Source organism: Enterovirga sp. CN4-39 (genome assembly GCF_049446235.1).
Lineage (GTDB): Bacteria > Pseudomonadota > Alphaproteobacteria > Rhizobiales > Beijerinckiaceae > Enterovirga.
This window is the reverse complement of sequence record NZ_JBMSEF010000011.1, coordinates 126,863-152,287: the sequence shown is the minus strand read 5'-3', so window position 1 is coordinate 152,287 and position 25,425 is coordinate 126,863. Positions and strand designations below refer to the sequence as shown.

General features: G+C 70.2%; 24 protein-coding genes and 1 pseudogene. 18 read left to right on the top strand and 7 right to left on the bottom strand.

All coding sequences use genetic code 11. From position 1 onward, the window contains the following. Window positions 1-84 precede the first annotated feature (84 nt). On the bottom strand, window positions 85-933 hold the full coding sequence (locus ACO2SS_RS18425; RefSeq protein WP_423279220.1) for an MBL fold metallo-hydrolase: 849 nt from the start codon (window positions 931-933) through the stop codon (window positions 85-87). 68 nt (window positions 934-1,001) lie between these two features. Next, the gene (locus ACO2SS_RS18420) at window positions 1,002-2,126 is read right to left on the bottom strand and encodes a DNA topoisomerase IB (RefSeq protein WP_423279219.1); all 1,125 of its coding nucleotides are present in this window, start codon (window positions 2,124-2,126) and stop codon (window positions 1,002-1,004) included. A 212-nt stretch (window positions 2,127-2,338) separates the two neighbouring features. Here ACO2SS_RS18420 and ACO2SS_RS18415 point away from each other — a divergent pair, with 212 nt between their 5' ends. The 5 genes and pseudogenes from ACO2SS_RS18415 (at window position 2,339) to ACO2SS_RS18395 (ending at window position 8,532) form a co-directional block, all read left to right on the top strand. Continuing rightward, complete coding sequence (locus tag ACO2SS_RS18415) at window positions 2,339-2,614, top strand: hypothetical protein (protein ID WP_423279218.1); 276 nt, start codon at window positions 2,339-2,341, stop codon at window positions 2,612-2,614. Between the two features lie 79 nt (window positions 2,615-2,693). Next, on the top strand, window positions 2,694-4,166 hold the full coding sequence (gene gabD / locus ACO2SS_RS18410) for an NADP-dependent succinate-semialdehyde dehydrogenase (RefSeq protein ID WP_423279269.1): 1,473 nt from the start codon (window positions 2,694-2,696) through the stop codon (window positions 4,164-4,166). A gap of 73 nt (window positions 4,167-4,239) precedes the next feature. After that, window positions 4,240-7,911 carry a bifunctional proline dehydrogenase/L-glutamate gamma-semialdehyde dehydrogenase PutA gene (gene putA, locus ACO2SS_RS18405; RefSeq protein ID WP_423279217.1) on the top strand — a complete coding sequence of 1,224 codons (3,672 nt, stop codon included), beginning with the start codon at window positions 4,240-4,242 and terminating at the stop codon, window positions 7,909-7,911. Between the two features lie 68 nt (window positions 7,912-7,979). Then, window positions 7,980-8,240 carry a type II toxin-antitoxin system ParD family antitoxin gene (locus ACO2SS_RS18400; protein ID WP_423279216.1) on the top strand — a complete coding sequence of 87 codons (261 nt, stop codon included), beginning with the start codon at window positions 7,980-7,982 and terminating at the stop codon, window positions 8,238-8,240. Beyond that, window positions 8,237-8,532, top strand: a pseudogene (locus ACO2SS_RS18395) (type II toxin-antitoxin system RelE/ParE family toxin). Before ACO2SS_RS18400 ends, ACO2SS_RS18395 begins: the two are co-directional and overlap by 4 nt. Before the next feature lie 10 nt (window positions 8,533-8,542). Here ACO2SS_RS18395 and gpmI read toward each other — a convergent pair. Next, entirely contained in the window at window positions 8,543-10,060 is a 1,518-nt protein-coding gene (gene gpmI, locus ACO2SS_RS18390; RefSeq protein ID WP_423279215.1) for a 2,3-bisphosphoglycerate-independent phosphoglycerate mutase, read from the bottom strand. 148 nt (window positions 10,061-10,208) lie between these two features. Here gpmI and ACO2SS_RS18385 point away from each other — a divergent pair, with 148 nt between their 5' ends. After that, window positions 10,209-11,363, top strand: coding sequence for an AI-2E family transporter (locus tag ACO2SS_RS18385; protein WP_423279214.1), 1,155 nt, complete (start codon window positions 10,209-10,211; stop codon window positions 11,361-11,363). On the opposite strand, the gene ACO2SS_RS18380 is transcribed toward ACO2SS_RS18385, so the two are convergent. The 3 genes from ACO2SS_RS18380 to tsaD are packed head-to-tail and all read right to left on the bottom strand — an operon-like array spanning window position 11,295 to window position 13,787. After that, window positions 11,295-11,708 (bottom strand): EVE domain-containing protein, encoded by a 414-nt coding sequence (locus ACO2SS_RS18380; RefSeq protein WP_423279213.1) that lies wholly within the window; start codon window positions 11,706-11,708, stop codon window positions 11,295-11,297. The two genes, ACO2SS_RS18385 and ACO2SS_RS18380, sit on opposite strands and share 69 nt — an antisense overlap. A gap of 29 nt (window positions 11,709-11,737) precedes the next feature. Beyond that, complete coding sequence (locus ACO2SS_RS18375; RefSeq protein ID WP_423279212.1) at window positions 11,738-12,712, bottom strand: NAD(P)H-dependent glycerol-3-phosphate dehydrogenase; 975 nt, start codon at window positions 12,710-12,712, stop codon at window positions 11,738-11,740. 22 nt (window positions 12,713-12,734) lie between these two features. Next, a complete protein-coding gene (gene tsaD, locus ACO2SS_RS18370) occupies window positions 12,735-13,787 on the bottom strand; it encodes a tRNA (adenosine(37)-N6)-threonylcarbamoyltransferase complex transferase subunit TsaD (RefSeq protein WP_423279211.1) in 1,053 nt (350 codons plus the stop codon). Window positions 13,788-13,896: 109 nt separating this feature from the next. Here tsaD and hemC point away from each other — a divergent pair, with 109 nt between their 5' ends. The 9 genes from hemC (at window position 13,897) to lptB (ending at window position 22,457) form a co-directional block, all read left to right on the top strand. Continuing rightward, window positions 13,897-14,823 (top strand): hydroxymethylbilane synthase, encoded by a 927-nt coding sequence (gene hemC / locus ACO2SS_RS18365; RefSeq protein WP_423279210.1) that lies wholly within the window; start codon window positions 13,897-13,899, stop codon window positions 14,821-14,823. Window positions 14,824-14,826: 3 nt separating this feature from the next. Next, the gene (locus ACO2SS_RS18360; RefSeq protein ID WP_423279209.1) at window positions 14,827-15,570 is read left to right on the top strand and encodes a uroporphyrinogen-III synthase; all 744 of its coding nucleotides are present in this window, start codon (window positions 14,827-14,829) and stop codon (window positions 15,568-15,570) included. Between the two features lie 117 nt (window positions 15,571-15,687). Further along, window positions 15,688-17,148, top strand: a complete 1,461-nt coding sequence (locus ACO2SS_RS18355; RefSeq protein WP_423279208.1) for a COG4223 family protein — start codon at window positions 15,688-15,690, stop codon at window positions 17,146-17,148. A 16-nt stretch (window positions 17,149-17,164) separates the two neighbouring features. Beyond that, a complete protein-coding gene (locus ACO2SS_RS18350) occupies window positions 17,165-18,949 on the top strand; it encodes a heme biosynthesis protein HemY (protein ID WP_423279207.1) in 1,785 nt (594 codons plus the stop codon). 48 nt (window positions 18,950-18,997) lie between these two features. Further along, on the top strand, window positions 18,998-19,312 hold the full coding sequence (locus tag ACO2SS_RS18345) for a ComEA family DNA-binding protein (protein ID WP_423279206.1): 315 nt from the start codon (window positions 18,998-19,000) through the stop codon (window positions 19,310-19,312). A gap of 89 nt (window positions 19,313-19,401) precedes the next feature. Further along, on the top strand, window positions 19,402-20,016 hold the full coding sequence (locus ACO2SS_RS18340; protein ID WP_423279205.1) for a ribonuclease D: 615 nt from the start codon (window positions 19,402-19,404) through the stop codon (window positions 20,014-20,016). A 117-nt stretch (window positions 20,017-20,133) separates the two neighbouring features. Further along, window positions 20,134-20,850, top strand: a complete 717-nt coding sequence (gene lptC, locus ACO2SS_RS18335; protein WP_423279204.1) for an LPS export ABC transporter periplasmic protein LptC — start codon at window positions 20,134-20,136, stop codon at window positions 20,848-20,850. Window positions 20,851-20,879: 29 nt separating this feature from the next. Then, window positions 20,880-21,530: an LptA/OstA family protein gene (locus ACO2SS_RS18330; protein WP_423279203.1), complete on the top strand. Its 651-nt coding sequence runs from the start codon at window positions 20,880-20,882 to the stop codon at window positions 21,528-21,530. A 90-nt stretch (window positions 21,531-21,620) separates the two neighbouring features. Next, window positions 21,621-22,457, top strand: coding sequence for an LPS export ABC transporter ATP-binding protein (gene lptB / locus ACO2SS_RS18325; RefSeq protein ID WP_423279202.1), 837 nt, complete (start codon window positions 21,621-21,623; stop codon window positions 22,455-22,457). On the opposite strand, the gene ACO2SS_RS18320 is transcribed toward lptB, so the two are convergent. Then, on the bottom strand, window positions 22,458-22,661 hold the full coding sequence (locus ACO2SS_RS18320; protein WP_423279201.1) for a hypothetical protein: 204 nt from the start codon (window positions 22,659-22,661) through the stop codon (window positions 22,458-22,460). A 126-nt stretch (window positions 22,662-22,787) separates the two neighbouring features. Here ACO2SS_RS18320 and dapD point away from each other — a divergent pair, with 126 nt between their 5' ends. The 3 genes from dapD (at window position 22,788) to dapE (ending at window position 25,417) form a co-directional block, all read left to right on the top strand. After that, entirely contained in the window at window positions 22,788-23,630 is an 843-nt protein-coding gene (gene dapD, locus ACO2SS_RS18315) for a 2,3,4,5-tetrahydropyridine-2,6-dicarboxylate N-succinyltransferase (protein ID WP_423279200.1), read from the top strand. 106 nt (window positions 23,631-23,736) lie between these two features. Next, window positions 23,737-24,258: a hypothetical protein gene (locus ACO2SS_RS18310; protein ID WP_423279199.1), complete on the top strand. Its 522-nt coding sequence runs from the start codon at window positions 23,737-23,739 to the stop codon at window positions 24,256-24,258. Next, window positions 24,245-25,417: a succinyl-diaminopimelate desuccinylase gene (gene dapE / locus ACO2SS_RS18305; protein ID WP_423279198.1), complete on the top strand. Its 1,173-nt coding sequence runs from the start codon at window positions 24,245-24,247 to the stop codon at window positions 25,415-25,417. The genes ACO2SS_RS18310 and dapE overlap by 14 nt, the downstream gene beginning before the upstream one ends. The last annotated feature ends 8 nt before the right edge of the window (window positions 25,418-25,425 follow it).

Here is a 25,425-nt window from a genome sequence, read left to right as displayed (position 1 = left end):
CGCGACAGGGGCGATTGAAGGCCGAGGCAAGAGGGCCTGCAATCCCCCGTATGAGCAAGGCTGCGGTCCCGGGGACGGGATCCGCTAGACCTGCCCGGGCAAGCCCTGGAGTCCCGAAAGGGCCGCGAACTCCACCGCGTCGTGGCTGCAGAAGATCCGCACGCCCGCCGCCTCATCCATCGAAAGGTCCCGCAGCCGCGCCTGGTTGTGCAGGTGCAGGTCGAAATCGACCGCCATCATGCGCTGGTAGCCCCGCGCGCCGAGCGGCGCGTGGCGCGTTGGCCGGTCCATCTCGTGTCGAAAGAAATAGGTATCGGCCGCGTCGAGCAGCCACCCCTCGGGAGCGCCGACGGCGACCCCGGCATGCCCCCAGGTGTGGCCGGGAAGTGGCACCAGAAGTATCTCGGGCGGAAGGCCGTCCAGATCGCGCACGGCGTCGAAGCCGAACCACCGCACGCCCTTGTGGCCATAGAAGCGCCAATGCTTCACGCCGTCCCATTGCTGCGGCCGGTATCGGTTGCGGGCGATGAAGCCGTGCCGGCGGCGAGCCGCCTCCATCTCGTCGACCATCACGTGAACGGTCGCGTCCGGGAAATCCTCCAGCCCGCCCGCATGGTCGAAGTCGAGATGCGTCAGCACGATGTGGCGGACGTCGGATGGCGAGAATCCGAGCTGCCGCACCTGCTCCAGCGCCGTGTAGCGCCGCTCGAGCTGGATCTGGTTCAGGTGGACGAAGAGCGGGCTCAGCCGCGGATAGGTCTGCTCGATGTCCCCGGTGCCGAAGCCGGTATCCACGAGGACGAGGCCGGACGACTCGGTCTCGACCAGGAGGCAGTGGCAGATGAGCGTGCCCCTGACGCCGCGGCTGAATCCATCGAAGAGCGCGCCACCGACGGGACACATGCAGCCGCAATTCAGGTGGTGGACGCGCATCGAAGCTCCCGCGAAGTCCCTCTACAAGCCTCGCGGAACGGTGGGCGTTCCGGTCCGTACGATCCCGGTCAGGCCGCGGCGGCAGCCTTCCGTAGGGTCTCCGTGAGATCGCGGTTGAGGCGCGCCTCGAGTAGGGACAGCACCGCCGCCTCCTCCGGCTTCAGCGTCGCCAGGTTGTCGCGCAGCTCCTCCTCGACCTCCTCCTTGATGTCGAGCATCAGGTCCCCCTGGAAGTAGGAGTGCAGCACCTCCGGGTGGACGTAGCACTTGCGGCAGATGGTTGGCGTGTTGCCGAGCCTGCCCGCCACGCGCTCGATCGCGGCCCGGACGTTCTTCTTCGCCTTGGCGTCCGAGTCGAATGTCTCGAACTCCGCCAGCGCGATGGCGGCCAGCACCGTGCCCGCCCAGGTCCGGAAATCCTTGGCCGTGATCTCGCGGCCGGTGATCTCCTTCAGGTAGGCGTTGACGTCCGCCGAGGTGACGTCCTGCCGGTTGCCGTCCTCATCGAGGTACTGGAACAGCTCCTGGCCAGGCAGGTCCTGGCACTGCTTCACGATCTTCGCGATGCGCCGGTCGCGGATCTGCAGGTTCCAGGTCTTGCCGGACTTGCCCTTGAACTGGAACTTCAGATCCGACCCTTCGACCTTGACGTGCCGGTCCTTCAGGGTGGTCAGGCCGTAGCTCTTGTTCTGCTTCACGTAATCGTCGTTGCCGACGCGGATCAGCGTGTTCTCGAGGAGATACACGACCGTGGCGAGGACCTTCTCGCGAGGCATGCCGCGCAGCTTCATGTGCTCGGCGATCTTCGCGCGGATCTCGGGCAGGCCGCGGGCGAATTCGAGCATGTGCTCGTATTTCGTCGAATCCCGCACCTCGCGGAACTTCGGATGATAGCGGTACTGCTTGCGGCCCTTGGCGTCGCGCCCGGTCGCCTGGATGTGCCCGTTGGCGTGCGGGCAGATCCACACATCCGTGTAGGCGGGCGGGATGGCGAGCTTGCGGATCCGCGCGATGACCTTCTCGTCCTTCACGGCCCTGCCGTCGGCACCCAGATAGGCGAAGCCCTTCCCGGCTCTCCGGCGGCGAATGCCCGGACGTTCGTCGGAGACATAGCGCAGCCCGGCCGATTCGGCGGCCTCTTTCGGGTCGACGATGTTCTCGACCTCGTGGTTGCTGTCTTCTTCGGGCAGCATTGGGGGATCGGCTCCGGACGCGCGGTTGCGATCGGCGGTCAACCGGAGATGGTGGGGGAGGTTCCGGGCCGGCGCTGCGGCCGCCGATCACAGGCGGGCGAGGGCGCGTTAGGGAAGCGCAAACCATCGCGAAGGCGCGGTGCCGGTCGTCAATCAGATCGCAAGGCGAGGCGCCGACGCTCACCCGGACACCGATCGATCAGGAGACCCGGATGAAGCTGAAGGCTGCGCTCCTCGCGGCGACCACCATGGCGCTTGCCGGCCCGACGCTCGCCGCCGACATGCCCGGCTGGCGGCAGCATCATGGCCATCATCACGCCCGTCACCACGGCCATCACGCCGGCCCCGTCTATGCCGAGAACGTCGTCGAGATCGTCGAGTACCGCGAGCCCTACCTGCCCCGCGGCGTGCTCTACAACGCGCCTCCCTTGCCGGTGTCCTACGGCTATGGGAGCCGCTACCGCGAGGTGATCAGCGCGAAATACTGACTCGCGCGAGCCCAGCGGACGCCGCCGCGGCGGCGTGCTAGAGGTCTCCCCAACCAAAGGGAGACCGCCTATGACCTATATGGACATCCGCACCGGAACGCGGGCGCTGAAAGACCCGAAGCTGTTCCGGCAGCAATGCTATATCGACGGCGCCTGGCTCGATGCCGATGGCGGCGGCACGATAACGGTCGACAACCCCTCCACCGGTGACACGCTCGGGACCGTCCCGAAGATGGGCGCTGCCGAGACGCGCCGCGCCATCGAGGCTGCGGAAGCCGCCCTCCCGGCCTGGCGCGCCAAGACCGCCAAGGAGCGTGCCCAGATCCTTCGCCGCTGGTTCGACCTGATGATGGCGAACCAGGAAGACCTCGCCGCCATCATGACGGCCGAGCAGGGCAAGCCGCTCGCCGAGGCGAAGGGCGAGATCGCCTATGCGGCTTCCTTCATCGAGTGGTTCGGCGAGGAGGGGAAGCGCATCTACGGCGACGTGATCCCGGCGCACGGGACCGACAAGCGCATCGTGGTCATCAAGCAGCCGATCGGCGTCTGCGCCGCCATCACGCCCTGGAACTTCCCGGCCGCCATGATCACCCGCAAGGCGGGCCCGGCGCTCGCGGCCGGCTGCACGATGGTGCTCAAGCCGGCGAGCCAGACGCCGTTCTCCGCGCTCGCGCTCTGCGAACTCGCCGAGCGCGCGGGCGTGCCGAAGGGCGTCCTGTCCTGCGTGACCGGATCGGCTTCGGAGATCGGCGGCGAGATGACCTCCAACCCGACTGTCCGCAAGCTCACCTTCACGGGCTCGACCGAGATCGGGAAGGTGCTCCTCGAGCAATGCGCCAAGACCGTGAAGAAGACCTCGATGGAGCTCGGCGGCAACGCCCCCTTCATCGTGTTCGACGACGCGGATCTCGAGCCGGCCGTGAAGGGCGCGATCGCCTCCAAGTACCGCAATGCCGGCCAGACCTGCGTCTGCGCCAACCGCATCCTGGTCCAGGACGGCATCTACGACGCCTTCGTGAAGCGGCTCGCCGAGGCGGTCCGTGACCTGAAGGTGGGCGATGGTTTCGGCGAGGGCACGGTGATCGGGCCGCTCATCGACCAGAAGGCGGTCGCCAAGGTCGAGGAGCATGTCGAGGACGCACTCGCCAAGGGCGCGAAGGTGGTCACGGGCGGCAAGCGCTCGGGCCTGGGCGGCTCCTTCTTCGAGCCGACCGTGCTCGCCGACACCACGCCCGACATGAAGATCTTCCGCGAGGAGACCTTCGGACCGGTCGCGCCGATCTTCCGTTTCAAGACGGAGGAGGAGGCGATCCGGATGGCGAACGACACCGAGTTCGGCCTCGCGTCCTATTTCTACGGCCGCGACATCGGCCGCGTATGGCGGGTCGCCGAGGCGCTCGATTACGGCATCGTCGGCATCAACGAGGGCATCATCTCCACGGAGATCGCCCCCTTCGGCGGCGTGAAGGAATCGGGCCTGGGCCGCGAGGGCTCCCATTACGGGATCGATGACTATCTGGAGATCAAGTATCTCTGCATGGGCGGGATCTGATCGCCCGGGGGCCCGAGCGGCCCCCCTTTGATCAAGCCGGTTCGAGTGCAGCGTTCCCTCGCCGGAGGTCCGCATGTCCGCAGCTCTCGACCCTGAACGGCTTCCGCCCCGCCTCCCGGCCGGCTTCCAGGCCGCGCCGGCATCCGGGACGCCGCTGCGGCAGGCCATTGCAGCCTGCCACCGTGTCGATGAGCGCCCGCATGTCCTGCAGTTGGCGGACGAGGCCGCGCTATCGAGCGAACAGCTCACGGCCGCGCAAAGCCTGGCCCGCCGACTCGCGCTGAGCGTCCGCGCCGCGCGCCGGTCCGCCAGCGGCGTCGATGCGCTGATGCACGAGTTCTCGCTCGACTCGACGGAGGGCATCGCCCTGATGTGCCTTGCCGAGGCGCTGCTGCGCGTGCCGGACGAGGCGACGCGCGACCGCCTGATCCGCGACAAGATCGGGCGCGGCGACTGGTCGGCCCATGTCGGGCATTCGCCCTCGCTCTTCGTTAATGCGGCGGCCTGGGGTCTCCTCGTCACGGGCCGGCTGGTGCCGACCCATTCCGCCGGCGAACTCGGGGGCTCGCTGCTGGGGCTGCTCGGGCGGAGCGGCGCGCCGCTCATCCGGCGGGCGACGGATTTCGCCATCCGCATGCTGGGGCGGCAATTCGTGACCGGCGAGACGATCGCCGAGGCGCTGGCGAGCGCCAAGGCCCGCGAAAGGCGCGGCTATCGCTTCTCCTACGACATGCTGGGCGAGGCGGCCGTGAATGCCGCAGATGCCGAGCGCTACATGCGCGCCTACGCGGAGGCCGTGGTGGCGATCGGGCGGGAATCCGCCGGGCGCGGCATCGTCGGCGGGCCGGGCATCTCCATCAAGCTCTCGGCCCTTCATCCCCGCTATTCGCGCCAGCAGCGTGAGCGGGTGATGGCCGAGCTGCTGCCGCGCGTGAAGTCGCTCGCGCTGCTCGCGAAGAGCTACGACATCGGCCTCAACATCGACGCCGAGGAGCAGGATCGGCTCGAGATTTCGCTCGACATCCTGGAGGCGCTGGCGATCGATCCAGCCTTGGCGGGTTGGGACGGCATCGGCTTCGTCGTGCAGGCCTACGGCAAGCGGGCCCGGCCGGTGATCGACTGGCTGGCGGATCTCGGTCGCCGCACGGGGCGGCGCCTCATGGTCCGGCTCGTCAAGGGCGCCTACTGGGATTCGGAGATCAAGCTCGCCCAGCTCGGCGGCTTCGCGGACTACCCGGTCTTCACCCGCAAGCGGCACACGGACGTCTCGTATCTCGCCTGCGCGCGGGCGATGCTGGCCGCCCCGGACGCCATCTACCCGCAATTCGCCACCCACAACGCCTTCTCGATCGGCGCGATCCGGGCGATGGAGGGGAACGCGCGATACGAGTTCCAGTGCCTGCACGGCATGGGCGAGACCATCTACGACGAGATCGTCGGGCCGGAACTGCCTGTCCGGGTCTACGCTCCCGTCGGGCCGCACGAGACGCTGCTCGCCTATCTCGTCAGGCGCCTCCTGGAGAACGGCGCCAACTCGTCCTTCGTGAACCAGATGGTGGACGAGACCATCCCGCTCGACAGCCTGATCGCCGATCCGGTCGCAGCCGTCCGGGAGGAGGGTGGGCGCCCGCATGGCCGGCTGCCCGGGCCGCCGGGCCTGTTTCCGGACCGGCGCAATTCCGCCGGCTACGACCTCGCCGCCGAGGCGGAGTTGGCTGAACTAGGCGCTGTCCTCGCGGCAGACAGGGAGGTGCGCCGGGCCGGACCGACCCTGGTGAGCGAGGCCGGCGCTTTTGGCCGGAACGTCACGGAGATCCGGAACCCGTCGGACGGCTACGACCTCGTCGGGCTTGCCGAAGAGGCGACACTGGATGACGTCGAACTCGCTGTCGGCGCGGCTGCGGAGGCCCTCCCGGGCTGGGCGAAGCTGGGCCCCGCCGGGCGGGCGTCACATCTCGAGCGCTGGGCGGACCTGCTCGAAGGGGAACGACTCCACCTCGTCGGGCTGATGATGCGGGAGGCCGGCAAGACGGCCCGGAACGGCATCGCGGAGATCCGGGAGGCCGTCGATTTCTGCCGCTACTACGCGGCTCGGGCACGGGCCGATCTCGACGGCACGGACCCGGTCCGCCCTATCGTCTGCATCTCGCCCTGGAATTTCCCGCTCGCGATCTTCACCGGGCAGGTCGCGGCCGCCCTCGTGGCGGGCAACACGGTGCTGGCAAAGCCGGCCGAGCAGACGCCGCTCGTCGCCTCTGCCGCTGTCCGGCTCGCCCACGAGGCGGGCATCCCGCCCGAAGCGCTACAGCTCCTGCCCGGCCCGGGCGAGACGGTCGGCGCGCGGCTCGTCTCCGACCCGCGCATCGGCGGGGTGGTGTTCACGGGCTCGACCGCGGTCGGGAAGAGCATCGAACGCGCGCTCTCGGTTCGGGACGACGACCCGGTCCTGATCGCCGAAACGGGCGGCCTCAACGCGATGATCGTCGATTCGTCGGCCCTGCCCGAGCAGGTCGTGGCGGACGTGATCGAAAGCGCCTTCGATTCCGCCGGCCAGCGCTGCTCGGCGCTCCGCATCCTCTGCCTGCAGGAGGACATCGCCGATCGCACGGTCGCGATGCTCGAAGGAGCGATGAAGGAGCTCCGGGTCGGCTCGCCCCTCGACCTTGCCACCGATGTCGGACCGGTTATCGATGCCGACGCGAAAGCCGGGATCGAGCGGCATGTCGCCGAGATGCGGGAGGCGGGCCACCGCGTGGTGCAGCTGCCGCTGCCGCCGCAGGCCGGATCGGGCACATTCGTGCCGCCGACGCTCATTGAGCTGCCCTCCGTCGAAGCGCTGCGGCGCGAAGTGTTCGGACCCGTTCTCCACGTCGTGCGCTTCCGCGGCCAGGACCTGCCCGACCTCGTCCGCCGCATCAACGCCGCGGGCTACGGCCTGACGCACGGCGTGCATACCCGGATCGACGAGACGGTGGATGCAGTCCTCGCGGCCATCCGGGCCGGCAACGTCTATGTGAACCGCAACATCGTCGGGGCCGTGGTGGGGAGCCAGCCCTTCGGGGGCGAGGGCCTTTCGGGAACCGGCCCGAAGGCGGGCGGCCCATTCTACCTGCACCGGCTCGTGCGCGGCTCCACTCCGCCCTGGCCGAGCAGGGCGAAGCCGTCCCGCGAAGCCGCGACGGCCCTGGACAGGCTGGCCCGACTCGCATCCGACAGGGAGCGCTCCGGCGAAGAGGGACGACCCTACCTCCTGGCCGTGATCGAGGCCGCGCGCCGCAATCCTTATGGCCGCGAGCCCGTGGAACTGCCGGGCCCGACCGGCGAGCGCGACACGCTCTCGCTCCATCCACGCGGCTGCGTCGCCTGCCTGGCCGAGGACCTGCCCGCGCTCATCGCGCAGGTGGCCGCCGCGATCGGGACCGGAAACCGCGCGATCCTGCCGGACAGCGACGCTGCCCGGACCATCGCCGGCGCCCTCGGCTCAGACCTTCTCCGGATCTCCACCGACCCGGTCGAGGCCTCCGCGGATGCCGTCCTGGTCGATCTCAGTCCCGAGAAGACGGCCGCGATCCGCCAGGCATTCGCCTCCGAGACCGAGGCCATCGTCCCGATCATCCGGCCGGCGGTGCCGTATCGCTATCCGCTGTGGCGGCTGGTGGCGGAGCGCTCGGTCAGCATCAACACGGCAGCGGCCGGCGGCAACGCCGCACTGCTCGCGCTCGACGACACCGGCGCGTCCGGCTGAGGGCACCCAAGCCTTTCTCTTGATCTTCCTTTGGCCGCCCGCGATGTATCTGGGACCGGAGGGATCCCATGATTGCTGCCGATCTCGGGCGCGATGCCGAAGCCGCGGTCGCCGAACTGATCCGCACCGGACGGTTCGCCGACGAGGCAGAGGTGCTGCGCGAAGGCATTCGGCTCCTGGGACAACGCGAGGCGCGTCGCCGATTTCTCGATGCCGCTGTGACGGAAGGAATCGAGGATGCCGATGCGGGGCGCACCTTCGAAGCCGATGAGGTCTTCGGCGAGATGAAGGCGCGCTACGAGGCCCTTGCAGCAACGCAGCCGGAGTGAAGGTCCGGTTCACCGCCGCGGCTCGGCGCCAGCTCAGGGAGATTGGCGATCGGATCGCGCAGGATTCGCCCCGGCGTGCCTTAACGTTCGTCGCCGAAATCGAAGGGCGTTGCCGCAACCTCAGCGAGATGCCCGAGCGCTTCCCGCTCGTACCCGGGCGGGAAGAACACGGCGTTCTCGAACGGCCGTCGGGAACTACCTGATCTTCTACCGGGTCGAGGCAAACACCGTCGTCGTCCTGCACATCGTACACGGTGCACGCGACATCGACGCTCTTCTGCTCGGCCCCTGAAAGACCGGCCTCAATCCAGCAGCGGCTTGCCGGTCATCTCTGGCGGCTGCTCGATGCCCATCAGCTTCAGCAGCGTGGGGGCGAGATCGGCCAGACGGCCGTCATGCATCGTCGCGCCCTTCACGCCCGCAAGGATCACCGGGACGGGGTTCGTGGTGTGGGCCGTGTGCGGGCCGCCCGTCACGGGGTCCCGCATCAGCTCCGCATTGCCGTGGTCGGCCGTGACCAGGAGCGCGCCTCCGGACGCGAGCACCGCGTCGGCGATGCGGCCGAGCCCCGCATCCACGGCCTCGACGGCCTTGGTGGCGGCCTCGAGGCTGCCCGTGTGCCCGACCATGTCGGCATTGGCGAAATTCAGGACGATGAGGTCGAACTTGCCGGACCGGATCGCCTGGACGGCCTTCTCGGTGAGCTCGGGCGCCGACATCTCCGGCTGCAGGTCGTAGGTCGCGACCTTCGGTGAGGGCACCATGATGCGCTCCTCGCCCGGGAAGGGTCGCTCCTCGCCGCCGTTCAGGAAATAGGTGACGTGCGGATATTTCTCCGTCTCCGCCATGCGGAGCTGCGTCCGGCCGGCCTTCGCGGCCACCGCGCCCAGCACGTTCTTCAGGTCCTGCGGCGGGAAGAGGGTCGCGAGGAAGCGGTCGAGGTCCGTGGAGTACTGCGTCATGCCCAGCGCGGCCGCGAACTTCACCACGCGGCCGCGTTCGAAGCCTGAGAAACCCGGATCGAGCAGGGCGTCCAGGATCTCGCGCACCCGGTCGGCCCGGAAGTTGAACGACAGGAGGCCGTCGCCATCGCGCATCCCGGCGAAATCGCCGATCACGGTCGGCACCACGAACTCGTCCGTGACGTCCCGGGCGTAGCTGTCCCGCATGACGGTCGCGGCGTCGGGAGCGTGCTGCCCTTCGGCGGCCGCCATGGCCGCATAGGCCTTCGAGACGCGCTCCCAGCGCTTGTCGCGGTCCATGGCGTAGTAGCGGCCCGACACGGTCGCGAGCGTCGCACCCTGGGGCAGCGCGGCCGCGAGGCGTTTCAGATCCTCGGCGCCAGAACGCGGCGGGGTGTCGCGGCCATCCGTCCAGGCATGGACGGCGACCTCCACGCCGGCCTCCGCCACGACACGCGCGAGCGCGGCCGCGTGGTCCTGGTGCGAATGGACGCCGCCCGGCGACACGAGCCCGACGAGATGGCATGTCCCGCCGCTCGCCTTGAGCTTGTCGATGAAGCGGAGAAGCTCGGGATTCTTCGCCAGGCTACCATCCGCGATGGCGCTCCCGATCCGCGGCAGGTCCTGCATGACCACCCGGCCCGCGCCGATATTCAGGTGACCGACCTCGGAATTGCCCATCTGGCCGTCCGGCAGCCCGACGTCATGGCCGGACGTGTGCAGGAAGGCATGCGGCCCCTCCGCCCAGAGCCGGTCGAAGCTGGGAGTCTTCGCCTGGAGCACCGCATTGTCGGCCCGCTCCTCGCGCCAGCCCCAGCCGTCGAGAATGACCAGCATCACGGGGCGACGTTCCTGCATAACCTGTCTCCTCTGGAGGGCGTTCGCCCTCGTTTCGAGCCGGTCCATATACCGGCTGCGAGCGCCCTGCGCCTGAAACTTCCCTGCATTGCCGCGGGGCCGGCGCTCGGGCAGTTTCCCGCCCGACACATGTGGGTTCGAGGCCACGATGACCAGTGACGAGGCTGCAGGTCAGGAGGCCGCTCGCGCCGAGACGTGGCGGTTCCAGGGTCGCGCGAGGCTCGCGCTCGCGATCATCCTCGTGCTGCTCGGCCTTTGGACCCTGAAGGCGTTCCTGCCGGCGCTCGTCTGGGCCGCCATCCTGGCGATCGCCACCTGGCCTCTCTACCGCCGCGCGCGGGCGCGCTGGCCGGCCCGGGGCCATGACATAGCGCTCCCCGCCCTGTTCACGGCAGCGGCGGCGCTGCTCGTCCTGATCCCGCTCGGCATTGCCGGCGTGGAGCTCGCCCGCGAGGCGCGCGTCATCTACGCGGCCCTCGAAGAGGCCCGGCAGCACGGAATCGCGGTGCCCGGCTGGCTGGGCGGTCTTCCCGTCATCGGCGCGCAGGCGGTCTCCTGGTGGCGCGAGACGCTCGCCGACCCGGCCGGCTATTCCGAGTTCCTGGGCAGGCTCAACCACGCCTCGCTCTACGGCTACACGCGCGAGCTGGGCGGGCAGCTCGTCCACCGGGTCGTCGTCTTCGCCTTTACCCTGCTCGCCCTGTTCTTCCTGTACCGGGACGGCGAGCAGGTCGGCGCGCAGATGCTCGCTGCCAGCCATCGCGCCTTCGGGCCGCATGGCGAACGCATCGGGCGCCAGGCGATCGCCTCCGTGCACGGGACGGTCGACGGGCTCGTCCTCGTTGGGCTCGGCGAGGGTGTCCTGATGTGGCTGGCCTATCTGATGGCCGGGGTGCCGCATCCGGCGCTGTTCGGCGCGGCGACCGCCATCGCGGCCATGATCCCCTTCGCGACCCCCGTCGTGTTCTGCATCGTGGGGATCCTGCTGCTCGCGGCCGGCTCGGTCACGGCAGCCGTCGCCGTGGTGGCGTTCGGCTTCGCGGTCGTGTTCGTGGCCGACCATTTCATCCGGCCCGCCCTGATCGGGGGCGCGACGAAGTTGCCCTTCCTGTGGGTCCTTCTCGGGATCCTGGGCGGAGTCGAAACCTGGGGGCTCCTCGGCCTTTTCCTGGGGCCGGCCATCATGGCGGCCCTGGTCCTGCTCTGGCGCGACTGGACGAGCCGCGCGGAAGCCCTAGAGGCCGCCGAGCCGGCAGACGATTCGCCACTCCTCGTCGGTGACCGGCTGCACCGAGAGCCGTGAGTTCTTGATGAGCACCATGTCGGCGAGTTCGGGCTGCGACTTGATCGCCTCCAGCGTGACGGGCTCGCGCAGCGGCTCGACCGCCTTCAGGTCCACCATCCCGAAGCGGCCGGTCGGGTCCGTGTGGTCGGGATAGTACTCGCGGATCACCTCGACGATGCCGACGACGGCCTTGCCCTCGTTGGAATGATAGAAGAAGCCGCGCTCGCCCAGCTTCATGGCCTGGAGATGCTTCTTCGCCAGATGGTTGCGGACGCCCGTCCAGGCGGTCCCCTTCTCGCCGGCGGCGACCTGCTCGTCCCATGACCAGGACGATGGCTCCGACTTGTAGAGCCAATGCGCCATGACCTTTCCCCTCTGTCTTCCCGGCCGGCTTACTCGGCCTTGAGCGGCCGCGCCATCAGGCTCTCCACCACATCGTCCACCGTGAGCCTCCCTGCGAGGACGGCCGCGACGGCTTCGGCGATGGGCATCTCGACCTCCCGCGCATGGGCGAGCTCGATCAGGGCGTCCGCCGTGAAGGCGCCCTCCGCCAGCTTGCCGCCTCCCGCATCCGGAGCACCCCTTCCGATTTCGAGGCCGAGCGAGAAGTTGCGCGACTGCGCGGACCCGCAGGTGAGGACGAGGTCGCCCAGGCCGGAGAGGCCCATGAGGGTGTGCGGCCTGCCGCCATAGGCCTGCGCGAACCGGAGCAGCTCGGCGAAGCCCCGGGCCGTGAGGGCCGCCTTGGCGCTCTCGCCGAGCTTGCGGCCCTCGACGATCCCGACCGCGATCGCGAGCACGTTCTTGGCGGCGCCGCCGATCTCCACGCCGCGAATGTCGGTGCCGTGATAGACGCGCAGCGCCGGCCCGGAGAGGTCGGCGGCGAGCGCGCGGGCGAGGTCCTCCTCCGCGGCGGCGAGCGCCACCGCAGTCGGCAAGCCGCGCGCGACATCCGCTGCGAAGCTCGGGCCGGACAGGATGGCGACCGGCGCCTCGGGCCGGAGCTCGCGGACGATCTCGCTGGGAAACAGGTTGGTTCCGCGCTCGATGCCCTTGGAGCAGATCACGAGCGGCGTCCGGGGCGGCAGCACGCCCGCGAAACTCGCGAGGGCCGTCCGCAGGCTCTGGGTCGGCACGACGAGGAGGATCGTCTCGGCGCCCGCGAGGCTCTGCGGCCGGGAGGTGACGCCGATCCGGTCGAGAAGGCGGACGCCGGGTAGGTAGCGCTTGTTGGTGCGCGACAGCTCGGCCCGGGCGGCCGCATCGGGATCGCGCATCCACAGGGCCACCGCCTTGCCGGCCGAGGCCACGGCATTGGCGAGCGCCGTCCCCCAGGCGCCACCTCCGATGACCCCGATGGTACGCATCGCGTCCCCCACGTGACGAGCGCTAGACGGTTACGGGAGCGGGATCCGGGCTGCCGAGCGTCCAGCGCGCCCGGGCGGGCGCCGTCATGTCGTCCGTCAGCCCGAGGCGAAGCCGCTCGATCCCCGCCCAGGCAATCATCGCGCCGTTGTCGCCACAGAGCTCGAGCGGAGGCGCGACGAGCTTCAGACCCGCCTCGCCCGCAAGGCGCGAGAGCGCGCGCCGGATGGCGCCGTTCGCCGCGACGCCGCCGGCCGTCACGAGGGCCGTCGGATGGCCGACCTGCTCGCGGAAGAGCTTCAGGCCGACGCGGGTGCGGTCGACCACCACATCCACCACGGCCGCCTGGAACGAGGCGCAGAGATCGGCCACGTCCGTGCCGTTTAGGGGCGCGACGCGCTCGGCCTCCAGGCGAAGCGCCGTCTTCAGGCCGGACAGCGAGAAATCAGGCTTCGGGCGGCCGAGCATCGGGCGCGGCAGTTGGAAGCGCTCCGGGTTGCCGCGCGCCGCCTCGCGCTCGACCTCCGGGCCGCCCGGGTAGGCGAGGCCGAGGAGCTTGGCGACCTTGTCGAACGCCTCGCCCATCGCGTCGTCCACCGTCGTGCCGAGGCGCAGGTATTCGCCGACGCCGCGCACGGCGACGAGTTGCGTGTGGCCGCCGGAGGCGAGAAGCAGCAGGTAGGGAAAGCCGATGCCGTCCGTCATGCGCGGCGTCAGGGCATGCCCCTCGAGATGGTTCACGGCGATCAGCGGCTTCTGGGTGACGAGGGCCAGCGTCTTCGCGGTGGTGAGGCCCACCAGAACGCCGCCGATGAGGCCGGGCCCGGCCGCCGCCGCGATGCCCGACAGATCCCCGAAGCCGACGCCCGCAGCCGACAGGGCCCGGGCCGTCAGCCGGTCGATCATCTCGACATGGGCGCGAGCCGCGATCTCCGGCACCACCCCGCCATAGGCCGAATGCTGGGCGATCTGGCTGAAGACCTCGTTGGAGAGGATCACGCCGCGCCCGTCGGCTCCGAGAGAAACCACCGCGGCAGCCGTCTCGTCGCAAGTGGTCTCGAGCCCGAGAACAAGCATGGGTTGCGTCTAGTCCTGAAGGGAGATCGTCCACGCCTCGCGCGGAACGCAGCGCCAGCCTATAACGCGGCAGGGCCGCGCGAGGCAAAGCGGCCGCGGAGATTCAATCTTGTCCGAGATCCCGACCCTCGTCATCGGCACGCGGGGCTCGCCGCTTGCGATGGCGCAGGCGAAGGAAGCGCAGGCGCGCCTCGCGGAGGCGCTCGGCTGCGACGCGGGGCCGCTCACGCTCCGCCCCTTCACCACCACTGGCGACGCAATTCAGGACCGGGCCCTCGCGGAGGCCGGCGGCAAGGGTTTGTTCACCAAGGAACTCGATGCCGCCCTGCTCGACGAGCGCATCGACTTCGCCGTGCACTCGGCCAAGGACCTGCCGACCTTCCTGCCCGACGGCCTCGTGATCGCGGCCTTCCTGCCCCGCGAGGACGTGCGGGACGTCTTCATCTCGCGGGTGGCGGACAGCCTGGAGGCGCTGCCGCCCGGAACGGTGGTGGGTACGGCATCCCCGCGGCGGCAGGCCCTCGTCCTGCGGGCGCGTCCCGACCTCCGGGTGGGATTGCTGCGCGGGAATGTCGGCACCCGGCTCCAGAAACTGGAGCGCGGCGAGGCGGGCGCGACCCTGCTCGCGCTGGCGGGCCTGAAGCGCCTCGGGATGGAAACGCACGCGACGCGGATCTTCTCGATCGACGAGATGCTGCCGGCCGTGGGCCAGGGGGCGATCGCCATCACGGCCCGCACCGGCGACGCCCGCACGCGGGAGATGCTCGCGCGCATCAACCACCCGGCGACGGAGGCCGCGCTGACGATGGAACGCGCCTTCCTGGCCGTGCTCGACGGTTCGTGCCGCACACCCATCGCGGGTCATGCCCGCGTCGAGAGCGGGACGATTCGGTTCCGGGGTCTCGTCCTTCGCCCCGACGGGACCGATGCGGTCGAGGTCGCTCTCGAGGGCGTCGCCCGCGACGCCGAGCGCCTCGGCCACCAGGCCGGGCACGAGATCAAGAACCGGCTGCTGCCGGGGATGCTGCAGGCCTGAGCCGTGAAGGTCCTGGTCACCCGGCCGAGGGGCCAGGCCGAAGCGACAGCGCGCCGGCTCGCCGCGCTGGGCCACGAAGCGGTGCGCGCACCGGTGCTGGACGTCGTGCCCACGGGAGAACCCGTGCCGGCCGGCCCGTTCGATGCGCTCCTCGTAACCAGCTCCAACGCGGTGCCCGCGCTCGCGGTCGAGCGGGAGCGGCTCTCACGGATTACCGCTTTCGCGGTTGGCCGCAGGACGGCGGACCAGTTGCGCGGGGCCGGATTCGCACGCGTCGAGGAAGCGGCGGGCGACAGCCTCGATCTCGTCTGGCTGGTGCGGGCCTCCGTGCCCTCGGGAGCGAGGCTGCTCTACGCCGCAGGGCGTGACCGCAAGGTGGAACCGGCCCGTTCGCTCGTGGATGCGGGGTACGACCTCCAGGTGTGGGACTGCTACGAGGCCGTTGCCGCCCGCTCCCTCCCCCAGGAGGCAAGGGAGGCCCTGAGGAACGGCCAGGCCGAGGTCATCCTCCATTATTCCCGCCGCAGCGCCGCATTGGTGGCAAGCCTCATCCGCGAGGCCGGCCTTGGTGAGGCGGTCGCCGGAACGGTGCATCTCTGCCTGTCGGCGGACGTCGCGCAGGGGCTGCGCTCCCTGGTCGGGATCCGTATCCTGATCGCACAACGACCGGACGAGGAATCCCTCCTCGCACTCCTGGCGAGGGCCGGACGCCCTCCGGGCTCGCAGCCGCCACAATCGGGGTGCTAAGGACGGAACCAATCCGCCAAGCTTCGATTGCCGGACAGCATTGGAACCGCGCTCACGATGAAGGATCGAAAGCCAGGATCGCGCCGCCCGAGCGACCCTTATCGCCGCGAACCGCCGGTGATCGACTTGCCGAAGGCGGAGTTCTCCTCTTCGCAGCAGGCCGACGCTTCCGTGGCGGACGAAGTCTCGGAGGCGCAGACCGCGATCGAACCGATCGCCGCAACCGGTCTGGATGGCGCCGCCAAGCCTCAGGCCGCCAAGCCTCAGGAAGTGCCCGTAGCGGAGGCGGCCCCGGCACCGAACCCCACGCCCGACGAGGAGATCCCGACGGACGCGCCGGCTGCGCCGGCCGATTCGCCCGCGCTCGACACGGCTCCCGTCGGCGGGACCACGTCGTCCGTTCCGCCGATCCCGCCCCCGCCTCCCGCTCCGGAGAAGCGGAGCGCCAGCGGCGTGATCGCCGCGAGCCTCATCGGCGGCGTGGTCGGCGCCGCCTTCGCGGTCGGCGCGGATATCTACTGGCGCCAGCCGCCTGCCGATTACGAGAGCCGGCTGGCCGCGCTCGAAACGCGGCCCCAGCCGGCCGCACCGGCCCCGGGCGTGGCGCAGCCCGCGAACGAGGCGCTGGAAGGCCGGATCGGCACGCTTGAGAACCAGGTGCGCTCCCTCACGGACACCGTGGCCGCGGCCCGGAGCGCCGCGGAGGGCGCGGAGCGGCAGGTCGCGGAGCTCGCGAGCCGCCCGGCACCAGCCGAGCCTGCGCCCGCTACTCCGGCTCCGCCCCAGACCGATCCCGCCGTCCGGGAGGATCTCGACAGGCTGGGCAGCCGCCTGGATGCGGTCGACGGACGGCTGGCCCAGGCGGCTCCGTCCGCCGCGATCGACGAGCTGAAGGCCGCGCTTCAGAACGCGCAGAACGGAGCCGAGGAGCGCCAGCGTGCGGTCACGGCCGCGATCGGAGCCGTGCAGGCGGCGACGACCGGCCTGGACGGGCACGTCCAGGCCAACGGCGAGGCGATCGCAAAGCTGTCGGCCGAGGTCGCGAAACTACCCCCGTCGCTGCTCCAGGCGGCCCTGCGGGCCGTGGTGGCCGGGCAGATCGGACAGGATCTGCGCGGCGGCCGCCCGCTAGGCCCGGCCCTGTCCGCGCTCGAGCGGCTCGGCACCTCCGGTCCGGCGGTCGAGGCGCTCCGCCCCTTCGCGGCCCAGGCCGCCCCGAGCGCCCAGGCGCTCGCGGCGGAATTCAAGCCGCTCGCCGACAAGATCACGGAGCAGCCCCAGGGGCCGTCCGGCTCGATCGCCGATCGCCTCATGCGGGTCGCCGAGAAGGTGGTCACCGTGCGGGCCGTCGGCGATGGCAGCGGGCGGGACGTCCCGGGCCTCGTCGGCCGCATCGAGGCAGCGCTCAACCGCGGCGCCCTCGGCGAGGCCGCGGCCGCCTGGGAATCCCTCCCGGACGAGCCGAGACGGGTCTCCGCCGAATGGGGGGCGCGTCTCAAGGCCCGCATCGCCGCCGACAACGCCGCCCGGACAATCGGCGCCGAATCACTCGCCGCGCTCGACGCGCCGTCCCGCTGACCCAGGGTCTCCTCGCATGTGGCGCGTTCTCCTCTACCTCGCACTCTTCGCCGTGGCGGCATCGGGCGCCGTCTGGCTCGCGGACAACCCGGAGACGATCTCCTTCACGTGGGCCGGCCGCGAATACACGACGTCCCTCGCGATCGGCGTCGTGGCGATCGTCGTCCTGGCGATGCTGCTGTCGCTCGTCTGGGCGATCATCCGGGGCATCCTGCGCATTCCGAGCCGCGTCGGGGAAGGCTCGCGCCGCCGCAAGCGCGAGCGCGGCCTGACCGCCCTGTCGCGCGGCATCATCGCGGTCGGGGCCGGCGACGTGACGACGGGCCGGCGCTACGCGAACGAGGCCGAGCGCCTCCTCGGGCACCAGCCTCTGGCGCTCCTGCTGAAGGCCCAGGCCGCGCAGGCCGCCGGCAATCGCGATGCCGCGGAGGCGGCCTTCCGCGAGATGACGGAGGTGCCGGAGACGCGCGTGCTGGGGCTGCGCGGGCTCTTCGTCGAGGCGCGTCGCTCGGGCGACCTGCCCGCGGCGCGCAACTATGCCGAGGAAGCCGCCCGGCTTGCCCCCTCGGTCGGGTGGGCGAGCGACGCCGTGCTCGAGGCCTACTCCGCCGAAGGCAACTGGTCGGCGGCCCTGCGCAGCGTCGAGCGCCGGGCCTCGCTCGGCCTGCTCGACCGCGCCGCCTCCCGCCGCCAGCGGGCCGTGCTCCACGCAGCCGACGCCCTCTCCAAGGAGCAGAGCGATCCCGACCGGGCGCTCGATGCCGCGCTCGAAGCCGTGCGCCTCGCGCCGGACCTCGTCCCGGCCGTCGTCCTCGCGGCGCGCCAGCTCTCCCGCAAGGGCGACCTGCGCCGCGCCGCCAAGATCGTCGAGACCGCCTGGCGCCAGATCCAGCATCCGGACCTTGCCGCCGCCTATCTGAACCTCCGCTCCGGCGATTCGGCCATGGACCGGCTGCGCCGCGCCGAGACCCTTGCCCGGCTGTCGAGCTGGTCGTCCGAATCGCGCCTCGCGATCGCACGGGCCGCCCTCGATGCCCGCGAGCCCGGCCGTGCCCGCGACGCGCTTCGTCCTCTCCTGGAGGAGCGACCCACGGTTCGCGTCTGCCTCGCCATGGCGGAGGTGGAACAGGCCGAGGGCGCGACTGGCCGGGTCCGGGAATGGCTCGCCCGCGCCGCCCACGCCCCGCGCGACAAGGCCTGGATCGCGGACGGGGTCGTCTCCGAGACCTGGGCTCCCGTCTCGCCCGTCACCGGGCGCCTCGACGCCTTCGTCTGGGAAACCCCGCCGGAGGTGCTGGGCGGCCCGAGCGCTGCCGATGCCGCTCTCCTCTTCGCGGAGCCCGAGCCTACGCCGGAGCCGGTCGCGATCCTGCCGGCAACGGACGCCATTGCGCCCGTCGAGGCGATCCCGGCAGCCGCCGCACCGGAGACGGCACCCTCGGCCGGCCTGGAGCCGAATGGCGCTGCGACGGCGGCGACCCCGGTGCCACCAGTGGAGCCGGAGCTTCCTCCGGAAGTCGTTCCGGCCGAACCCGCTCCCGAGCCCAAGGGCGCCGAGGTGACGACGCTCCAGCCTCGCGCGGCCGCCGCTCCACCCGAGGTCGTCCCGGCCGAACCCGCTCCGGCCGCGCCGGGGACCGGGCCCGCCCCGCGCCCTTCCGCGGAACAAGGCAAGCGGCCCGCCCCTGCCCTCGCGGGTGGCGTCACGCCCGCCCCGGTCGTGTTCCCGGTCGCTCACCCGCCCGATGATCCAGGCCTGGATCAGGAGGAGGAGCGGCCGAGGCGGCGCTTTCTCGGCTGAGGATCAGGGCCGGCGCGAGGAGCTCCGGTCCCAAACAGGGAGAGGCAGATGTTAAGGCTCAGACTCGCGGCGCTGGCCATGGCGGCCGCGCTCTCGGCAGGTCCGGCGCTCGCCCAGGCTCCTCAAACCGGGGCGGCGCCGGCCACGCCCGCGCCCAGCGCGACAGCAAAGGCACCGCTGATCGACATCAACACCGCGACGCTGGAACAGCTCGACCAGCTCCCCGGCGTCGGTCCGGCCCGCGCCCAGGCCATCATCAAGAACCGGCCCTACAACGGAAAGGACGAGCTCCGGCGCAAGAAGGTGCTGCCGGACAGCGTCTATCAGGGCATCCGCGACCGCATCGTGGCGCGGCAATCCTGAGCGGCGACGAGCCGGCGGCAGCGCCGGTTCCCCGCTGGGCCGTCATGCGCTAAGGGCTGGAGATCCGTTTCTCCCGCCCGCACGATCCCATGACCATCCGGTACCACCGGGGTGACCTTCCGGCCGATTACGCGCCCGGTCCCTCCATCGCCATCGACACCGAGACGCTCGGTCTCAATCCCCACCGGGACCGGCTCTGCGTGGTGCAGATCTCACGGGGAGACGGCGATGCGGACGTGGTGCAGATCCTGCCGGACGCGCGGCCCCCGGCCACGCTGATCCGCGTCCTGGCCGATCCCTCGGTGCTGAAGATCTTCCATTTCGCGCGCTTCGACCTGGCGGTGCTCTTCCTGCGCCTCGGCGTCATGCCGGCGCCCGTCTACTGCACCAAGATCGCCTCCCGGCTCGTGCGCACCTACACGGACCGGCACGGCCTGAAGGACCTGACGCGGGAGCTTCTCGGCATCGACCTGTCCAAGGCGCAGCAATCCTCGGACTGGGCGGCTCCGGAACTGAGCCAGGCGCAGATCGAGTACGCGGCATCGGACGTGCTGCACCTGCACGCCCTCAAGGAGCGGCTCGATTCGATGCTGGCACGCGAGAAGCGGGCGGAACTCGCCGAGAGCTGCTTCGCCTTCCTACCCACCCGCGCCCGCCTGGACCTGCTCGGCTGGCCGGAGACGGACATCTTCGCTCATAGTTAGGTAAAACGCGGCAGAGTTGACGGAGTTCCTCAACCGGCGCAGACAGGAATCGTGGCCACAACTTCGCCATTGCAGGCGGGCACAGATGAGGCTCCACCTCGACTTCCGGACTTGCCCGTGACTGGCCATCTGCCGGGGCTGGGACGCGACGGCCGTCATGGCCCTGATCGCGCCGCCGCCTATGCCAAGGCAAAGCGGCACTCCCTCCGAGTGCGGCTGCTCAAATTCGCCATCCCGGCCGGTGCGCTGGCGGCGGGCGGCCTCGTCGTGGCCGCGACCATGTTCAAGCCGTTCGGCGACATCCCGGGCCTGTCGCTCGGCAGCGTGACGTTGTCCGGCACCAAGATCGCCATGGAAAACCCGCGCCTCACCGGCTTCCGCCAGGACAACCGGCCCTACGAGGTGACCGCGAAGGCGGCGTTCCAGGATGTCCGCAAGCCGGGCCTGATCGAGCTCAAGGACGTGAACGCCAAGCTCGTCACCGACGCCGTGGGCACGCGGGCGAGCCTCGTCTCCGCCTCCGCGCTCTTCGACACGGCCAAGGAACATCTGGACCTGGCCGAGCCGATCCGCATCACCACCACGCGCGGCGAGGAAGTGCTGCTGCGCTCCGCCTCCGTCGACATCAAGGGCGGGACGGTGCTCTCGCGCGAGGCGGTCAAGATCTCGACCCAGAACGGCACGATCGAGGCCGAAGGCGTAGAGGTCTCGGATGGCGGTCGCACGTTCTTCTTCCAGGGCCGCGTCCGCACGCAGTTCAGCCGCGCGACGATAGAACCCGCCGAGCCCGCGGGCGATGCCCGGATGTCCCAGGTCGAGCCGTCGCGTCCATGACCGCTTCGCTTCAGTCAGGAACTCTTTCCATGCGCGGTCTCGTGCTCGCTGCGGCACTTCTTCCGTGTCTCGCGGCTCCGGCGGCGGCCGAGCTTCCGGGCGGTGGTGCCTCGACCCTGAAGGTCGCCCAGGGCGCGCCCCAGCGCGCGCGCGAGCGCTCCTCTGCCTTCGCGGAGCTCGGCTCCAACCGCGACCCGATCAAGATAGATGCGGACCGGCTCGACGTCTTCGACAAGGAGGGTCGTGCGGTCTTCGCCGGCAACGTGGTCGCCGTGCAGGGCGGCTCGACCATGAAGTGCTCGCTCCTGACCGTCTATTACGAGGCCGGCCGGGCTGCCGCGGCAGCGGGCCAGGCGGGGCGCGAGACGGGGCAGAATCCGCTCGGCGGCGATGGGGCCATCCGCAAGATCAACTGCAAGGGTCCCGTGACGATCGTGTCCAAGACCCAGGTCGCGACCGGCGAGAATGCCGAGTTCGACCGCAGCCGCAACAAGGTGCTGCTCGTCGGGAACGCCACGCTCAGCGACGGGCCGAACGTCACCCGCGGCGAGCGGGTCGCCTACGATCTGAACACCGGCATCGCGAATGTCGAGGGCGGCGGCCAGGGCGGCCGGGTTCGCGCTCTGATCGTTCCAGGTAGCCAGAACCAGGCCGGCCAGGGCGCGCCCAAGCAGCGCTGATCCGAGCGTCGGCCCAGCGGCGGAACCAGGGCCTATGTTGCAGCGCGGAGATGACGGGCCTATCTCAGGCCCGCTCCAGACCGATCTCTCGTGAAGTTCAACCTCAGCCTACGGGCCCAGACATCCGCCGCCGATGGCGCAACGGATGACGCCGCCTACGACGCCTATTCGGCCTCCTGGTCCGATCCGGAGGCGCAGAGCGGGCCGGGGATCCTGTCCGTCGCGGGCCTGAAGAAGAGCTATGGCGGCCGGACGGTGGTGCAGGATGCGGGCCTCGTGGTCCGGCAGGGCGAGGCGGTCGGCCTCCTCGGCCCGAACGGCGCCGGCAAGACCACGATCTTCTACATGATCACGGGCCTGGTGGCGGCCGACCAGGGCACGATCACGCTCGACGGCAACGACATCACGCGCCTGCCCATGTACCGGCGGGCCCGGCTCGGCATCGGCTACCTGCCGCAGGAAGCGTCGATCTTCCGGGGCCTCAACGTCGAGGACAACATCCGGGCCGTGCTGGAAGTCGCCGTCCCGAACCGCCGCGAGCGGGAGGAGCGACTGGAGCAGCTCCTGGAGGAGTTCGACATCGCGCGCCTCCGCAAGTCGCCCTCGATCGCTTTGTCGGGGGGCGAGCGGCGGCGCTGCGAGATCGCCCGGGCGCTCGCGACCTCCCCGTCCTTCATGCTGCTCGACGAGCCCTTCGCCGGCATCGACCCGATCGCGGTCGGCGACATCCAGGCCCTGGTCAAGCACCTGACGGCCCGCGGCATCGGGGTCCTGGTGACCGATCACAACGTGCGCGAGACGCTCGCCCTGACCGACCGGGCCTACATCATCCATTCCGGCCGGGTGCTCACCGAGGGCACGCCCGACGAGATCGTGGCGGACGAAAACGTCCGCCGCGTCTATCTCGGCGAGGATTTCCGGATGTGATCAGGCGGGCTTGCCGCCCGGCAGATGCCGGATGGAGTCGGCGAGCCGCTTCTGCTCCTCCGGGTCGATATCGACCTGCCGGCCCGTGTCGTCCGGGAAACCGCCGCCGGTCTGGGCAATGGTGTCGTGTCGCGGGCGCGAATTCGTGCCGGTCGAATCGACCTGGTCGAAGCGCTTGGGCTCCTCGGGGCTGGGCTGCGCCATGGCGGTTCTCCTCCTGCCGGCAACTTCGCGGGCGGGGGCTCCGTTCCACGCCGATGCGCCTCCGCGAGTGACAGGCCGGCAGGCCCTTGCTAAGCGACGCCGTTCCTATCCGAGACACAGCATCCGATGAGCTCGACCGACCTCGCCCAAACGATCGACGCCGCCTGGGAGGACCGCGCCTCCGTCAGCGCCAGCACCAAGGGAGCGGTGCGTGACGCGGTCGAGCATGCCCTGGAGCTGCTGGATTCCGGCAAGGCGCGCGTCGCCGAGAAGACGGCCGAGGGCTGGCACGTCCACCAATGGCTCAAGAAGGCGGTTCTCCTTTCCTTCCGCCTGACCGACATGGCGCCGATCTCCGGCGGGCCTGGGGGCGCGAACTGGTTCGACAAGGTGCCGTCCAAGTTCGAGGGCTGGGGCGAGGAGCAGTTCCGGGCCGCCGGGTTCCGGGCCGTGCCGAACTGCGCGGTGCGGCGCGGCGCCTTTATCGCGCCCGGCGTCGTCCTCATGCCGAGCTTCGTCAATCTGGGCGCCTACGTGGACGAGGGCACCATGGTGGATACCTGGGCCACGATCGGATCCTGCGCGCAGGTCGGCAAGAACTGCCATATCTCCGGCGGGGCCGGAATCGCGGGCGTCCTCGAGCCGCTTCAGGCCAATCCTGTCATCATCGAGGACAATTGCTTCGTTGGCGCGCGCGCCGAGGTAGCCGAGGGCGTCATCGTGGGCGAGGGTTCGGTCCTGTCGATGGGCGTCTATATCGGGGCCTCGACCCGCATCATCGACCGCAATACCGGCGAGGTCTTCCAGGGCCGCGTGCCGCCCTATTCCGTCGTTGTCGCCGGCTCCCAGCCCGGGAAGCCGCTGCCGGACGGAACGCCCGGCCCGTCCCTCTACTGCGCCGTCATCGTGAAGCGCGTGGATGCGGGCACCCGCGCGAAAACCTCGATCAACGAGCTTCTGCGCCACTGAGAACGTCTGGCATACATCATATCAGCTAGGCAGGAAGTCCAACTTGCGGGTGCCGCGACCGAAAGCCATGGTCGCGGCAGATTAACCCGCCCTGGAGAAGTGTTACGTGGTGCGTAGGGAATGGCTCGACCTGAGCCGTGAAGACGAGGAAACCCGGCTTTTCGATACGTTGCGTACCCTGAGCGAAAGCCTGACGACCGAGGGACGTATCATCGGTCGGGACCTCGACCTGGATGATTTCGACACGCTTGCCGACAATCTCGCTGTTATTCGTCCGGCGAAGCGCTTCGGCGACTTTCGGTTCGAGTTCTATGGGTCGGCCTTTTCCGAAGCGAGCCCGGCCGGCGACCTGAACGGCGTGGCGTTCGGGGATCTGCTCGACTCGCCCTATTATCGCGCGAACCTGGCCGGCGTTCGCCACGTCCATCGGCTCGGTCTCGCGCATGTCACCCGCGACCACCCGATCATCGGCGGCGGTTTCCGCTTCTTCACCCGCCTGCTCGTTCCCATCTTCGCCGGCAACGAGACAGCCCTGATCCTGTGCGCGGCGCGACTTCACGACGAGGAAACGATCGTCCATCCTCCCGCGCCCGAGCCCGAGCCCGAGCGCCTTCGTGCCACTGCCTGACACTTCCCTCTCGATCGCCCAATCCCTGATCCGCTGCCCTTCGGTGACCCCGGCGGATGGCGGCGCGCTGGCCTATGTGGCGGGCCTGCTCGAAGAGGCGGGATTCGGCGTCCAGCTTCCCGTCTTTTCCGAACCCGGCCAGCCCGAGATCCGCAACCTCTACGCCCGGATCGGGCAGGGCTCGCCTTGCCTCGTCTTTGCGGGCCATACGGATGTCGTGCCCCCGGGCAACGAGGCGGCATGGTCCCACCCGCCCTTCGCCGGCGACGTGGCCGACGGGCGGCTCTATGGCCGCGGCGCGGCGGACATGAAGGGCGGCGTTGCCGCGATGCTGGCCGCGACCCTCGCCCATCTCGACCGGCACGGCGTGCCGGCCGAGGGCTCGATCGCCTTTCTCCTCACGGGCGACGAGGAGGGTCCGGCCGTGAACGGCACGGTGAAGCTTCTCGCCTGGGCGGCAGATCGCGGCGAGCGCTTCGATCATTGCGTGCTGGGCGAGCCGACCAATCCGAACCGGCTCGGCGAGATGATCAAGATCGGCCGGCGCGGTTCCCTCACGGGCCGGCTCACGATCCATGGCCGCCAGGGACACGTCGCCTACCCCCAGCTTGCCCTGAATCCGATCCCGGCGATGGGCCGCGTGATCGCGGCGCTCTCCGACCCGCCGCTCGATGCCGGCACGGAGCGCTTCGACCCCTCCAACCTCGAATTCACGACCGTGGATGTCGGCAATCCGGCCACGAACGTGATCCCGGCCGAGACGCGGGCGGTGTTCAACATCCGCTTCAACGACATCTGGACGCCCGAGACGCTCGCGGCGGAGATCCGCGCGCGTGTCGGCACTGCGTGCGGGGACACGCCCTTCACACTGGCATTCGACCCGACCAACTCGATTGCCTTCCTGACCGAGCCCGACAGCTTCGTCGATCTCGTGCGGGATGCCGTGGAAGCGGAGACAGGACTGCGGCCGGCTCTCTCCACGACGGGAGGCACCTCGGACGCACGCTTCATCTGCCACTACTGCCCGGTGATCGAGTTCGGCCTCGTCGGCCAGACCATGCATGCCGTCGACGAAAACATCGCGGTCGACGACCTGGAGGCGCTGACCCGCATCTACGGGCGGATCATCGAAACATACCTTCCGGGCCGAAACTCCTGAGCCTCTTG